At 37.7% G+C, this 12,849-nt stretch carries 14 protein-coding genes; 5 read left to right on the top strand and 9 right to left on the bottom strand.

Annotated features, from left to right (window positions below; all coding sequences use genetic code 11):
- Window position 1 precedes the first annotated feature (1 nt).
- Window positions 2-946, bottom strand: coding sequence for a manganese-dependent inorganic pyrophosphatase (locus tag GHI93_RS05020; RefSeq protein ID WP_153495981.1), 945 nt, complete (start codon window positions 944-946; stop codon window positions 2-4).
- Between the two features lie 258 nt (window positions 947-1,204).
- On the opposite strand from GHI93_RS05020, the gene GHI93_RS05015 reads away from it, so the two are divergent.
- A complete protein-coding gene (locus tag GHI93_RS05015) occupies window positions 1,205-1,375 on the top strand; it encodes a hypothetical protein (protein ID WP_153495980.1) in 171 nt (56 codons plus the stop codon).
- Between the two features lie 325 nt (window positions 1,376-1,700).
- Here GHI93_RS05015 and pflA read toward each other — a convergent pair whose 3' ends face one another.
- Together pflA and tig are read right to left on the bottom strand one after the other, a co-directional pair.
- Entirely contained in the window at window positions 1,701-2,483 is a 783-nt protein-coding gene (gene pflA, locus GHI93_RS05010; RefSeq protein WP_153495979.1) for a pyruvate formate-lyase-activating protein, read from the bottom strand.
- A 228-nt stretch (window positions 2,484-2,711) separates the two neighbouring features.
- On the bottom strand, window positions 2,712-3,995 hold the full coding sequence (tig, locus tag GHI93_RS05005; RefSeq protein WP_153495978.1) for a trigger factor: 1,284 nt from the start codon (window positions 3,993-3,995) through the stop codon (window positions 2,712-2,714).
- Between the two features lie 243 nt (window positions 3,996-4,238).
- Between tig and GHI93_RS05000 the strand changes: the two genes are divergently transcribed.
- Window positions 4,239-5,471: an MFS transporter gene (locus tag GHI93_RS05000; RefSeq protein ID WP_153495977.1), complete on the top strand. Its 1,233-nt coding sequence runs from the start codon at window positions 4,239-4,241 to the stop codon at window positions 5,469-5,471.
- Window positions 5,472-5,594: 123 nt separating this feature from the next.
- On the opposite strand, the gene GHI93_RS04995 is transcribed toward GHI93_RS05000, so the two are convergent.
- The 6 genes from GHI93_RS04995 to GHI93_RS04970 form a co-directional block, all read right to left on the bottom strand.
- Complete coding sequence (locus tag GHI93_RS04995; RefSeq protein ID WP_153495976.1) at window positions 5,595-5,783, bottom strand: DNA-directed RNA polymerase subunit beta; 189 nt, start codon at window positions 5,781-5,783, stop codon at window positions 5,595-5,597.
- A complete protein-coding gene (gene murA / locus GHI93_RS04990; protein WP_153495975.1) occupies window positions 5,783-7,066 on the bottom strand; it encodes a UDP-N-acetylglucosamine 1-carboxyvinyltransferase in 1,284 nt (427 codons plus the stop codon). The genes GHI93_RS04995 and murA overlap by 1 nt, the downstream gene beginning before the upstream one ends.
- A gap of 73 nt (window positions 7,067-7,139) precedes the next feature.
- Window positions 7,140-7,928 (bottom strand): inositol monophosphatase family protein, encoded by a 789-nt coding sequence (locus tag GHI93_RS04985; RefSeq protein ID WP_343030316.1) that lies wholly within the window; start codon window positions 7,926-7,928, stop codon window positions 7,140-7,142.
- Window positions 7,894-8,175, bottom strand: a complete 282-nt coding sequence (locus GHI93_RS04980) for a UPF0223 family protein (RefSeq protein ID WP_153495974.1) — start codon at window positions 8,173-8,175, stop codon at window positions 7,894-7,896. The genes GHI93_RS04985 and GHI93_RS04980 overlap by 35 nt, the downstream gene beginning before the upstream one ends.
- Window positions 8,176-8,177: 2 nt before the next feature.
- Window positions 8,178-8,567: a transcriptional regulator Spx gene (gene spx, locus GHI93_RS04975; protein WP_343030315.1), complete on the bottom strand. Its 390-nt coding sequence runs from the start codon at window positions 8,565-8,567 to the stop codon at window positions 8,178-8,180.
- A 202-nt stretch (window positions 8,568-8,769) separates the two neighbouring features.
- Window positions 8,770-9,294: an SLOG family protein gene (locus GHI93_RS04970; protein ID WP_153495973.1), complete on the bottom strand. Its 525-nt coding sequence runs from the start codon at window positions 9,292-9,294 to the stop codon at window positions 8,770-8,772.
- Between the two features lie 74 nt (window positions 9,295-9,368).
- Between GHI93_RS04970 and recU the strand changes: the two genes are divergently transcribed.
- The 3 genes from recU to GHI93_RS04955 are packed head-to-tail and all read left to right on the top strand — an operon-like array spanning window position 9,369 to window position 12,708.
- Window positions 9,369-10,055 (top strand): Holliday junction resolvase RecU, encoded by a 687-nt coding sequence (gene recU, locus GHI93_RS04965; RefSeq protein WP_153495972.1) that lies wholly within the window; start codon window positions 9,369-9,371, stop codon window positions 10,053-10,055.
- A complete protein-coding gene (locus GHI93_RS04960) occupies window positions 10,045-12,072 on the top strand; it encodes a transglycosylase domain-containing protein (RefSeq protein WP_153495971.1) in 2,028 nt (675 codons plus the stop codon). The genes recU and GHI93_RS04960 overlap by 11 nt, the downstream gene beginning before the upstream one ends.
- A gap of 6 nt (window positions 12,073-12,078) precedes the next feature.
- On the top strand, window positions 12,079-12,708 hold the full coding sequence (locus GHI93_RS04955) for an MBL fold metallo-hydrolase (protein WP_153495970.1): 630 nt from the start codon (window positions 12,079-12,081) through the stop codon (window positions 12,706-12,708).
- Window positions 12,709-12,849: the final 141 nt, after the last annotated feature.

The raw sequence follows: 12,849 nt of genomic DNA, 5'->3' as shown, positions 1-12,849 counted from the left end.
ATTAATCATTAAACGCATCAGTCAATTGTGGAACGACTTGTTTTTTACGTGAAACAGCGCCTTTTAAGAATGCATGTCCCTCTTCTAATTTGAAGTTAAATGCAGCTTCTACTTTGTCAGCATCTGTCCCCACTTCAACAATTTCAGAATTTGAATTAACAATATCTGTGATCATCAACACAAAGTCATCAAAATGTCCTGCTTCAATGTAAGCTGAGATTGCCGATTTAATTTCATCTAAACGTTCTAAAACTTCAGGAATATCAACGGTATTGACCTGTGCTACACGTACTTTTTTACCGTTTAATTCAAACGTTTTTGCATCAATATCAATCAGTTGTTCTGCTGTTTTTGATGCTAGATTCGTGCCTGCTTTAAGCATGGCAAGACCGTACGTTTCAAGATCAACACCAGCAATTTCAGCTAATTCTTCTGCCACTTTAAAGTCTGTTGGGTGTGTTGTTGGAGATTTCAAAAGCAGCGTATCAGAAATCAAACCAGATAACATCATCCCTGCAAGTGCTTTAGGAATTTCAAGTCCTTCTTCAAGAAATTTACGATACACGATTGATGAAGCAGATCCGACAGGCTCAACGGACATAAACAATGGACTTGCCGTGTGGAAATTGGCGATGCGATGGTGATCAACCACGCCCATAATCGTCAGTGATTCGATATCAGAAATCGATTGTTGAAATTCATTGTGATCTGTCAAAATGACGGTATCTACACCTTCAGCTTTAGCTGATGTGACGATGCGTGGCAACTCGAGTCCAAACGTGTCCAATGCAAATTGAGTCTCTTCATTGGCAGGGCCAAGTGCAACCACTTCTGTGTTCAATTTCATGTTTTTACGGTGATTGGATAAGTAACTAAACGCCATAGATGAGCCAATAGCGTCAGTATCTGGTTTTTGGTGTCCAAAGACGAAAATTTTGTCTGACATTTTTATACCTCTTTTTAAATTTTTATTCTTTTTTTATTATATTAAGATGTAAGCGCAAATCGCTCAAAAAGGGGCAAGAAAGAAGGAAGTTTTGTTTTTTGTGCAAGCAGGTTCAAAAATTCAGCTTTCTTGACACTTTTTATTTGTGTACATTCTATTATATCAAAAAAAACACAACATTTCATCGTTTCATTCTTTTTTGAGTTGTAATCCATGAAGTTTCGTAGTACAATAAATACGATACTCAAGGAGATGATAATGAAAAAATACAACCAAATGATTTTAGGCGGTGCAATTAGTGCAGTACTTTTAATTCTTGTGCTTTATCTCAATCACCATTTCCCGCAGCTGATGGGATTGTGGTTTCTCTTATTTTTTATTTTTGACCTCTTCATTTATTATTGGATCAATCAAAATTCTTCAGAATAAGCGTTTTGATTTCTGTCAGTACTGACAGAAATCATTTAATCACTAAATGATCCGATGAATAAAACCGTTTTTCGCAAGTTTTTCTTTGATGAGTCTGGTCAATCCAATTCTCCAAGTTTTCCCTCATCAACACAAAAACTCCCCTGCACTTTTGCGTGTGATAAAAGCATTTCTGATCCAGCATCTCTAGCGATGTCAAAAAAATACCACACATTCTCACTTTAGACACCTCTTTTTTTCATTCTTCTTTTTAGTGACGTTTCAACTTTTTCGCTCAATTTTTCTTAAATTTGGAATAATAAAATCTGTCAGTACTGACAGATTTTTATTTAATTCTTTCTAAATAATCTTGGTATGATTCTGTATCCATCAAAGCTTGTGCGTTATGAACACGTGATTTCGTTGGTGGTTTGACGCCCTCCAGTTGGTATTTCCAGCCCAGCTCACGCCACTTGAATTCTCCCATCGTGTGATAAGGTAAAATTTCAAATTTTAGCACATTTTTCAATGTTTTTACAAATTCACCTAATGCGACCAGATCCTCATCAAAATCAGATTCACCTGGAACGAGCACGTGTCTGATCCACATGGCTTTGTCATGATCTGAGAGATACTGTGCAAATTCTAAAATGTTATCGACTTTATTTCCCGTTAATGTTTTATGGCGCTCTGGATTGATTTCTTTCAAATCAAGCAAGACCAAATCCGTCACAGCAAGCAAATCATCAATCCGCTCCGTGACATAAGGATCCGTATTAAAAGGCTGTGCTGCTGTATCAAGTGTCGTATGAATTCCTAATTCATGTGCATATTTAAACAGCGCTGTCACAAAATCAATTTGTAAAAGTGCCTCTCCACCAGAAACCGTAATGCCACCTTTTGTCCCCCAAAATCCTTGAAAACGCCGTGCTTCCTCCATTACGTCCTCAACAGTACGCGTTGTGGCTTTACTATTTTTCATCGCCCACGTATCTGGATTATGACAATATTTACACCGCATCCTGCATCCTTGTACAAAAACAACAAAACGAACCCCAGGGCCATCGACTGTCCCAAACGTTTCCGTTGAATGGATTAATCCTGTGACTTGTTTCTCATCCTCAACCATCTCTGTCTCCGATCCATTGATTGCAAAATATTACGCTCATCTGTTTCACCAGCGCTAAAGAAAAAATTGATATTTTTATTTCCAAATGAAACAAAACGTAAAATCATTCGCATCTTTACTGTCTTATTATAACGCATTTTCCCATTTTTAACAAGAGATTTCAAGCGTTTTCACAGTTTTTCACAGTACAAAAAAATCTGTCAGTACTGACAGATTTTTAACACGTTTTTATTTTACAACAGCAGATGAAGTAATCAAATCCACTGCTTTTTTCACAGCAATATCATGTTTCAACATATCCAGTGGCAACAAGTTTTTCACTTGATCAACAGGCATGTTATATTGACCTGCCAAATCAGCGATTTCAGCTTCCACTTCAGCATCTGTCGTCACAAAGTTCTCTGCTGCAGCAATCGCTTCAACAACTAAATTCGTCCGAACACGTTTGTCAGCATCAGCTTCATACTGTTTGTGAAGATCGTCTTCTGTTTGACCAGTGATTTGGAAGTACATTTCTGGAGAGATGCCTTGTTGTTGCATTCCACCAAGGAATTCATTCATCGCACGATGCACTTCTTCATGAATCATTTCTTCAGGAATTTCAACGATTTCAGAAGCTTCTACAGCAGCATCAATCGCAGCAGTTTCAACAGCATCATCAAATGCTTCAGCTTTTTGTTCTGTCAATTCTTTACGGAATTTTTCTTTCAATTCATCCAAAGTTTCAACTTCTTCATCGATATCTTTTGCAAGTTCATCGTCAAGTTCAGGCACTTCTTTTGTTTTAACTTCATTGACTTTTGTTGCAAAAACAGCAGCTTTTCCAGCTAAATCAGCAGCTTGATAATCCTCAGGGAATGTCACTTTTACTTCAACTTCATCTCCTGCTTTAGTCCCAACCAATTGTTCTTCAAAGCCAGGAATAAATTGACCAGAACCAAGTTCAAGACTGTGATTATTCCCTTTTCCTCCTTCAAATTCAACACCATCAACAGAACCAACAAAGTCGATGACAACAGTGTCTCCATTCTCAGCAGCTTCTTCTTTCACAACAAGTTCAGCAAGATTATTTTGGCTTGAAGCAAGACGTGCTTCAACGTCTTCATCTGTCACTTCTTTCGTAAGATCAACTGAAACTTCAAGTCCTTTGTATTCCCCAAGTTTTACTTCAGGTTTTACAACAACATCTCCAGTCAATTCCCAATCTTCACCTTTATTTAATGATTTAACATCAATTTTAGGTTGAGCAACAGGTTCGATTCCAGCTTCTTTAACAGCAGCATCGTAAGCTTCAGGAAGAACAGCGTTCAAAGCTTCTTCGTATAATGCTTCTTCACCGTACATGCGTTCAAACATTTGACGAGAAATTTTACCCTTACGAAAACCTGGAACAGTGATGTTCCCTTTTACTTTGTTAAACGCTTTATCAAGCCCTTTTTTGATCGTTTCTTGATCGATTGAAAAGGTAAGTGTGCCGTTATTTACACCAGTTTTTTCAAAACTTGCAGTCATTTTTTAGATTCTCCTTATTTTAGAGGATTAATATGGCAACGTTTGTCGCACTTTCGCGAGTTCGCATTACGCTCCCCTAGAATTTCATACCTTTCAAGAATAGCATAAACTGGCGCTTATTTCAAGTCTTTACACCATTTCTTTCTCTGATTTTATAAAAAATAAAGCTCCTTCTCTATGAAAATTATCATACATAGCATTTCAACTATTGACAATAGTTTTTGGTTATCTTATAATTAAATAATGAACATCCATTTTCTAACAAAAAAAACAACTTCAGAAGCGCAAAAAAATCTCATTGTCCTTTGGTTTGGCGTTTTTATCGCTGGCATGGGATTTTCTGCTTTTATGCCCTTTCTCCCGCTTTACATTGAGCAACTGGGACATTTTAGTACTTCGGTTTTAAATCTTTTATCCAGCATCACATTTGCCATTAGTTTTGTGATGACCGCACTCATCTCTCCTTATTGGGGCAAACTTGCAGACAAATATGGTCGAAAACCAATGCTCCTTCGTGCCTCTTTAGGCATGGCGATTGTCATTAGCTTGATGGCCTGTGTCACAAACGTCTGGGAATTAATTCTCTTAAGAGCACTGCAAGGTTTTTTTGGCGGATTCATTTCGAATGCAACAGCCTTGATTGCGACACAAACGCCAAAAGCCAAAGCTGGACGTGCTTTAGGAATTATTGTCACAGGCACCACTTCTGGACAACTGATTGGACCGTTATTAGGCGGAATTATTGCTTCCATCTTTTCTTATCGCGGTACTTTTCTAATTACTGGTGCGCTTTTATTTCTCGTTTTTCTATTGGTTATTTTTGCTGTCACAGAGACTCACGTCCCCACACAAGCCCAATTTCAAAACATGCCACAAGAGCGACATCCATTCAAACATTTAGCCAATAAAAATCTCCTCTTTGGCATGTTTATCACAACGATGGTCATCCAAATCGTGAATACCTCAATTAATCCCATCATGGCTCTTTTTGTACGTGAGATAAATCACAGTACGATGAATACCACACTCCTTGTCGGAATGATTGCTGCACTTCCTGGTATTTCAACCATCATTGCCGCTCCAAGATTTGGAAAACTAGGGGACAAAGTCGGACCACAATATTTATTAATCGGTGGATTTATCTTAGCTTTTCTCGTCCAAATTCCCACAGCTTTTGTATCTAGCATTTTTTTATTGATGTTTCTTCGTTTTATGATTGGAATTTCAGATGCGACCATGCTCCCACAAATCAATGCACTACTCACAAAATCAACCCCAACCGAAATGACCAGCCGTATTTTTTCATATAATCAATCTTTCATGTCAATAGGTGGCGTGATTGGTCCATTAATCGGTGCCTTTGTGGCCAATCGTTTCGGATATCGTGGAATTTTTATTACTGGTGCACTCTTTATCGCACTTAATTTTGTCCACTTTTTAACGACAACAAAACACATTAATCCACCTTTAACCTGAATGAGTAAATAACACAAAAAACCAATGGATTTTTATACTCCATTGGTTTTATCTTACAAATAAAAAAGACCTCTTGTGCCTTTTCTATGATAAATTGAACACTTATTTTTGAATTCCGACCTCTTATTTTGGATTCAGCTTATTCAATACTTCATGCCAAAGTCCGCGATCGAATATATGCGTTGGATTTCCTCCGCCTAAAACACCGTATCCCAACATCAATCCAAAGACAGCAGCAGCAACCAACAAAATCAAAACGAGTAGTAATAAAGAAACTCTAACTCCTAAAAATTTTATGGTTTTTTTAAACATTATTCTTCCTCATCTTCATCTGCTTTAACACGCTCAATGTTTGCTCCTAAAGCTTTTAATTTTTCGTGGAATTGATAATACCCACGATCCAAATGATTTAATTTAAATACTTCTGTTTCCCCTTGCGCTACTAATCCCAAAAGAATCAATGCTGCTGAAGCACGCAGATCTGTTGATTTTACTGCAGCACCTTGAAGTTGTGTGGTTCCTTCAATCAATGCAGAATTTCGTGTAATCTCAACATTTAATCCCATCCGACGCATTTCCTCCAGATGTTGGAACCGATTTTCAAAAACTGTTTCGATCATCGTAGATTCACCTTTTGCGACCGCTTGAGCGGCAGTCATTTGAGATTGCATATCTGTAGGAAAACCAGGATGAGGAAGTGTTTTAACATTCGTTGCCTTCAAGCGTTCAGGACCAATCACACGAATTCCTTCTGGCTCCTCAATAAATCTAACACCCATTTCTGTTAATTTTGAGATTAATGGGCGATTGTGTTCAGAAATGGCATCTTTAATCAGGACATCTCCCTTCGTCATCGCCGCTGCAACCATAAATGTCCCTGCTTCGATCCGATCTTGAACCACAGAATGATGCGCACCGTGCATCGCTTTCACTCCTTTGATGACAATGGTATCCGTCCCAGCTCCTCTGACGCGTGCTCCCATTTTATTGAGGAGATTAGCTAAATCAACAATTTCTGGTTCACGCGCAGCATTTTCAATCGTTGTTGTCCCATCAGCAAGAGTTGCCGCCATCATCAAATTTTGAGTCGCTCCAACGGATGGAAAATCCAGATAGATTTGAGCCCCTCTCAGATGTTCCGCAGAAGCCTCGATATAGCCTGCTTTTTGGGTAATCTTTGCCCCCATTAATTCAAAGCCACGTAAATGCAAATCAATCGGGCGTGAGCCAATTGAGCATCCTCCTGGCATAGAAACACGAGCAGCACCGTTTCTTGATAAAATTGGCCCCATAACAACAATGGATGCACGCATTTTACTGACATACTCGTATGGCGCATTACTTTTAATCGTTTTTCCAGCCCCTGCAATGATTTGCTTTGTGGATTGATCAAAAGTCAGCTTCACTCCCAAGTGCTTCACTAAGTTATTCATCATAAAAACATCGCTCAAGATTGGAACATTCCCTAATTGAACCTCTCCTTCGCTTGCAAGTAATGTCGCAGCAAGTAATGGAAGAACGGCATTTTTTGCCCCTTCAATTTCAACTTCACCCTGAAGTCTGGTTTTTCCACCTTTTACAATAATTTTATCCATTTAAATTATCCCTTTTCAAACTTTGATTATTTTTAAAGCTTAATCATTATAACATAAAAAATGAACAGAGAAATTAGTTTTCACTTCCCTGCATTTTTTCTTGTATCAGTCCAAGTAGCCTTTTAGGAACTGTATAAACCATCTCACGCCCATTAAAATGTGGATTTTCTCCATCTAATGCTTTCGTCACAAACCCTAATTTTTCTGAAATAATCATACCTGCTGCATAATCCCAGACTTGAAGATGACTAAAATAACCGATGATTTTTCCATCTAAAAGCTTTGTGTAACTAATGCCAGCACTTCCGCAGGATCTTACGCCAAGCGTGTGATGACTCAAATCTAATAGTCCACCTGTATTTGTACGGTACATATAGGCATTCACTGCAAGTAAACTTTGATGAAGTGGTGCCACATTTTCATGGAGCTGTTTTTCATTGCAAAATGCTGCGTGATCATTTGACCAATACAGTTTTTCATTCATCACATCCAAAATAATTCCAAATTTTCCCACACCATTTTCAAAGTACGCCAACATGATTGCAAAATCGTCTTTTTGAACAATAAAATTCGTTGTTCCATCTATTGGATCAAGCACCCACAACTGAGAAATTTGTTCTGAAAATTCAACTTTCTTTTCATCTTCTTCTGCTAAGATGAAATCTTTAGGGTAGGCTTGTAAGATTTTGGAGATGATCCTTTTTTGAACGGCCTTATCATAATTCGTCACTAAATCATCATAGCGTGTTTTTTCAGTAATTTCTAGTGGTTCTGCTAGATTTTCTCTTAAAAATTGCCCCGCTTCTTGAACCCATTGTTTGGCTTGTTCAAGCTTTTTTATGACTGATGTACTTTCTTTCACTTGACGATACTTCCTTTACTGCCTGATAGAGAGAATAACCGCTCTTTTGTTCAAATTCTCGACCGATTTGTTTTTCTTGCATTTTTGAGGGGACGATTGTTTTAAACGCCTGATACTTTTCTAAAAATTTGACTTTCTCTACTTTTGTTTCATAAAAATCTTCCACTTGATTTAAAAAAGCAAGCACAACTGTCATTTCATCAGTACTCCAATCTAAATCAATCGGATAAGCATAATTTTCTTTCATTTTTAACTTTCTGCCGACGTTGACAATTCCGCACGACGATAATCTCGCGGCAAAAAAGCACGGATTTCATCTTCATTAAAACCGATTTGAAGACGTTTATCATCTGTGATAATAGGACGACGCAATAAATTAGGAAATTCTGAAACGAGCTCAATGAGTTCGTTGATGGTTAAATTATCAACATCAACGGCCAGTTTTTGAAAAACCTTTGAGCGCGTTGAGATGATATCCTCTGTGCCATTTTCTGTTTTAGTTAAAATTTTTCGCAAATCTTCTGGCGTTAGAGGTTGAGTTAATATATTATGTTCAATATATGGAACTTTATGTCCTTGAAGCCATGCGCGCGCCTTGCGACAGCTCGTGCATGAAGGAGACAAATACAAATCGATCACTCTTGTTCCTGCTCTCTAGTAATATTTTTTCTTACTTTACTTTCTCACTAAACACTCGAAAATAACGCAATTCCACCCTTATTTTTAAAAACGGAGTGGCATCTTTTCTTTTTCATTATATCAAAATCCTCGCTTTAAAAAAAGGGCAAACGAAAAAATAAAATGAATATTCTTTTTTTGAGGAGATTAAATGGGGACATCCTTATTCATTCATCTCCTCATAGGTTTCTTGTAAATTCTCAAAAGTAATAAAATCCAGTCGATAATCTGGTGTTTGTTTCATTTTGTCAATCAAAAAGTGAAGTTTCGTTTCATTTTCGTCATCGTAAAACAAGAGTGCTCCTTGTGTATTTTCAATTAAAAAAGCATGATACTGTCGAAATTGACTTGGATTTTCATAGGTTTCATACGCAGCTTTGACAAAGTTAACTGACTTGAAAATTTCTAGCTTTTGTTGATTCGCTTCATTCCAGTTTTTGCCGTGTGTTTCAAAATCAAACAGTGTTGCAATCTCAAAATCAAAATCCTTTTGCATTGTTTTTGTTTCTTCAAGTGCCCAGTACTCAAACCCCAAAGCACCTGTAAAAATCACCCATTTCAACCCTTGTGCGAGATAAGATTCCAGTCGTTTTCTAAAGGCTTTTTTGATCACAGTAATTTTTGGATCTGATGCTTTAAAAATTCCTAATTCAAAATTTGTGTAACCCATAATTAAAAGTGCATTCATAAACTTTATTTCCTTATATAAAATATGCTATAATTTACATTATACTACACATAGAATAAAAACTAGGGCTATCAATGATTAATTATCCTAAAGGACTCTCACGAACACGTCCCCCTCAAAAAGAGAGCAAAAAAAATGCTCGTGCTTTTGTGAGTGCTACAGAATCAACACACCAGTCAAAAAAAGAACGTGCGCTCCGTCTATCCAAAAAACAAGTTCAAAATCTCGTTGAATTTGGAAAACGTGGAATGAACTTTGAGTCTGAGATTAATGAAACAAATGCTTATTATTTGGCACATCACATTGCAGTGATTCATAAAAAACCCACGCCAATCCAGATTGTAAAAGTGGATTACCCTAAGCGAAGCAAAGCTAAAATCACAGAAGCATATTTTAGGCAAGCTTCTACAACAGATTATTCTGGCGTTTGGCAGGGAAAATATATCGATTTTGAAGCGAAAGAAACACAACAAAAAACAGTTTTTCCACTCAAAAATTTCCATGAACATCAAATCGTGCATATGGAACGTGTCATTGAGCAAAAAGGAATCGCTTTCGTTTTGCTTCATTTTGCATCAATCGAAGAAACTTATTTACTTCCTTCAATAAATCTGATAAAATTCTACTATGAGAAACATGGCTTAAAGTCAATTCCCATTCAATACATTCGAGAATTTGGATTTGAAATTCCAACACAACAAATCCCTCGTATCCCTTATTTAGATATTTTAAAAAAACTGTGTGAGGTAAATGAAAATTAAAACTTCAAATCAAACCCCCAAAAAAACACCAGCTCTGAAAAAAAGACCGTGGTTAACGGCAATTAAAGTCTTTTTTATTGTGTTCTTTTCTGTCATCATTTTAGCGGTCTTAGCTGGTGGTGCTGTTTTTGTTTATTATGCTAAAGATGCACCTAAATTAGATCTTTCAAAGCTAGAATCTCCGCCATCAAGTCAATATTTTGATTCGAGTAATACTGTGATTGCTACGATGGGTGCTGAAAATCGTTCTTTAGTTCAAGCAAATAATATTCCCATTCAATTGGTCAATGCTGTGACTTCCATTGAGGATCATCGATTTTTTAGTACACGTGGCATTGATCCTATCCGGATTGCAGGATCTTTTGTGCATAATTTAAAGGGAGATTCCATTAATGGAGGTTCCACTTTAGACATGCAGTTAGTGAAACTTGGTATGTTTTCAACGGATAAAAGTGATCAAAATCTTCGCGTTAAAGTTCAAGAAGCTTGGCTTGCATTGCAATTAGACCAAAAATGGACAAAAGAGCAAATTTTTACAGCTTATGTCAATAAAGTCAATATGGCCAATGGGTATTACGGGATGGGAACTGCTGCTAAAGCTTATTATGGTAAAGATTTGACGGCACTCTCGATCGCTCAAATTGCATTATTGGCGGGAATGCCTCAAGCACCAACGACTTATAATCCTTATGTCAATCAATCTGCAGCAAAATATCGGCGCGATTTAGTTATCAACGCCATGTATAATTACGATAAAATATCGGCCGCACAAAAAGCACAAGCACTGGCTACTCCTATCACAGACGGTCTCTTGCCTCTCAAGCATAGTGTTTCGATTCCTGCTTTTGCAGATAATTTCTTAAAAGAAGCTAAAGCTCAAGCAGATCAATTAGCTGGTGTGGATACAGCAAATGCGGGGGTTAAAGTTTATACAACTTTAAATACTTCGACACAAGAAACTCTTTATAATGTTGTAAATACAAATCAGTATGTTGATTTTCCAGATAAGGACTTGCAAGTCGCTTCAACGTTAATCAATGTTGAAACTGGAGCTGTTGTGGCTCAGATTGGGGGGAGAAATCTTCCTAAAAATGTTACTTTTGGAACAAATGGTGCACTTCGAGTCGATCGGGATTGGGGATCTGCAATGAAACCATTAGTCGATTATGGTCCGGCTTTTGAAGATGGGGTTTATGATTCGACAAGTGATACAGTAATGGATGAGCCAACAACTTATCCTGATGGCACGCCGTTGAATAACTGGGATAATAGTTATTTAGGAGCGATGACTGTGAAATCGGCCTTACAATATTCAAGAAATATTCCAGCTGTGGAAACTTTCGTCAAGGTGGGAAAAGAAAATTCATCAAACTTTTTGAAAAAAGTAGGCATTGATTTAGGACCGCTCAATTGGGCAAATGCCATTTCAAGTAATACCTCAAATCCTAAGCACGGGGCAAGCTCAGAATCTATGGCTGCTGCTTATGCTGCATTTGCAAACGATGGCGTTTATACAAGACCTTACTATGTGACTAAAATTGTTTTTCCTGATGGACGTGAGATTGATTATAAACCTTCACGTTCTCGAGCAATGAAACCTTCGACAGCCTATATTATCACAAATATCTTGCAAGGCATTGTAAAATTACCGCTTTCTATTTCTGTGGGTGGAAATGCAAATATTCCTGGGATGACTGCTTTGGCTGGGAAAACAGGAACTTCTAATTATACAGATGATGAACGCACACAAATTACAAATAAGTATGGTGATATTTCTGGTATGGTTTCTCCTGATGAAAACTTTGTCGGCTATACGCCGCAGTATTCGATGGCGGTTTGGACGGGCTATCAAAATCGCATGACGCCTGTTTATGGGGATACGATTCTTTGCGCAACGAAGGTCTTCTCCAGTGTAATGGGAAGTCTTTATCCTGATCCTTCTTCAGTCTCTGATTGGACAGCACCAAGTAACGTCACGGTCAATGGGAGCTTTGCAAGTATCAATGATAAGGGGTAATTAGAAATGGAAATTGAGCGATTTATTAATCCGATCGCACAGGAAAACACTTATTTATTGAAGGGAGAAACGTCTTGTATCGTGATTGATCCTGGAAGTGATCCTAAAGCTGTCATTGATGCAATTTCATCATCTGGATTGGTTTTGATTGCTATTTTATTGAGTCATGCTCATTTTGATCATATCATGGGCTTATCCGCTTTAAAGCAGCATTTTCCTGATGCTTTGATTTATCTTCATGAGGCTGAAAAAACGTGGCCCAAAGCGCCCGAATATAACGCATCGCGACTTCTTTTAGGGAAAGATGTTTTAGCTCCTGATGCGGATTGTTTTTATAAAATTGGTCTCTCTCTTGATTTGGGTGAGTTTCACTTTAAAGTTTTAGAAACGCCTGGACATTCCATTGGAGGTGTAAGTTTAGTTTTTGACACTTCACAACTCGTCTTCACAGGGGATGCGCTTTTTTACGAAGCGATTGGTCGTTGGGATTTGCCGACTGGAAATTATGAGCAACTGCGTCACTCCATTGAAACACAACTTTTTACCCTCCCTGAGCATTATCAAATTTTTCCTGGACACGGTTCTTCAAGTAGCATCGGTCATGAAATACACTTTAATCCATTTTTTAGACGTTAAAAAGTTCTGTCAGCACTGACAGAACTTTTTTAACTTACCCTTGTCTTTTTGGGCGATAATAATAAGAGATGACGAGTCCCATTGCTGCGACAAGAAGGGTTGAGGCGATGATTAAGAAGATTCCCATCGGTCCATTTGCGC

Origin of the sequence: Lactococcus hircilactis, from assembly GCF_009601015.1 — a bacterium.
GTDB classification, from domain to species: Bacteria; Bacillota; Bacilli; order Lactobacillales; family Streptococcaceae; genus Lactococcus; species Lactococcus hircilactis.
Note: the sequence above shows the minus strand (reverse complement) of the source record. Positions and strands in the feature narration are given on the sequence as shown.

Bases quoted from the DNA above. Each gene is read 5' to 3' on its own strand.
- GHI93_RS05020 (WP_153495981.1), bottom strand. From the start codon at position 946: ATGTCAGACAAAATTTTCGTCTTTGGACACCAAAAACCAGATACTGAC.
- GHI93_RS05015 (WP_153495980.1), top strand. From the start codon at position 1,205: ATGAAAAAATACAACCAAATGATTTTAGGCGGTGCAATTAGTGCAGTA.
- pflA (WP_153495979.1), bottom strand. From the start codon at position 2,483: ATGGTTGAGGATGAGAAACAAGTCACAGGATTAATCCATTCAACGGAA.
- tig (WP_153495978.1), bottom strand. From the start codon at position 3,995: ATGACTGCAAGTTTTGAAAAAACTGGTGTAAATAACGGCACACTTACC.
- GHI93_RS05000 (WP_153495977.1), top strand. From the start codon at position 4,239: ATGAACATCCATTTTCTAACAAAAAAAACAACTTCAGAAGCGCAAAAA.
- GHI93_RS04995 (WP_153495976.1), bottom strand. From the start codon at position 5,783: ATGTTTAAAAAAACCATAAAATTTTTAGGAGTTAGAGTTTCTTTATTA.
- murA (WP_153495975.1), bottom strand. From the start codon at position 7,066: ATGGATAAAATTATTGTAAAAGGTGGAAAAACCAGACTTCAGGGTGAA.
- GHI93_RS04980 (WP_153495974.1), bottom strand. From the start codon at position 8,175: ATGAAAGAAAATTATGCTTATCCGATTGATTTAGATTGGAGTACTGAT.
- GHI93_RS04970 (WP_153495973.1), bottom strand. From the start codon at position 9,294: ATGAATGCACTTTTAATTATGGGTTACACAAATTTTGAATTAGGAATT.
- recU (WP_153495972.1), top strand. From the start codon at position 9,369: ATGATTAATTATCCTAAAGGACTCTCACGAACACGTCCCCCTCAAAAA.
- GHI93_RS04960 (WP_153495971.1), top strand. From the start codon at position 10,045: ATGAAAATTAAAACTTCAAATCAAACCCCCAAAAAAACACCAGCTCTG.
- GHI93_RS04955 (WP_153495970.1), top strand. From the start codon at position 12,079: ATGGAAATTGAGCGATTTATTAATCCGATCGCACAGGAAAACACTTAT.